The sequence below is a fragment of the Pseudomonas brassicacearum subsp. brassicacearum genome (assembly GCF_008801605.1).
Taxonomy (GTDB): domain Bacteria; phylum Pseudomonadota; class Gammaproteobacteria; order Pseudomonadales; family Pseudomonadaceae; genus Aquipseudomonas; species Aquipseudomonas brassicacearum.
Map to the genome: position 1 here is coordinate 1 of NZ_VZPJ01000049.1, position 459 is coordinate 459.

Sequence of the window (459 nt, forward strand, 5' to 3'; positions counted from 1 at the left end):
GTTGCACAAAACCTTGGTTCAAATGCAGGTTTGACATTGACTGTTCCTGAAGTGAACTCAATGGGCTTGGCAATCTTGGGTGGTCAAAGCCTTGAGCAAGCATTTGCACAAGATTTTGATGCAGTGATTGTGGTTGAAAACGATCTTTATCGTCGTTTACCAGCAGCGCAAGTGAATGCAGCGCTTTCGGGTAAAGATGTGATTGTATTAGATCACTCTGAAACTGAAACTGTGAAAAAAGCAGATATCGTTCTTTCTGCTGCAAGTTTCGCTGAAGGTGATGGTACTGTGGTATCGCAAGAAGGCCGTGCACAACGTTTCTACCAAGTGTATGACCCAAGCTACTACAAACCAGAACTTGCGATTAAAGAATCTTGGCGTTGGTTACATGCCCTAGAAACAGGTCTTAAAGGTAAGGCAATTTCTTGGACATTACTTGATGACGTCATCGAGTCAGTT

General features: G+C 43.1%; 1 protein-coding gene. It reads left to right on the top strand.

From position 1 onward, the window contains the following. Nucleotides 1-459: molybdopterin-dependent oxidoreductase (locus F7R20_RS31490; RefSeq protein WP_151180641.1), on the top strand; the 459-nt coding region annotated here is incomplete at both ends.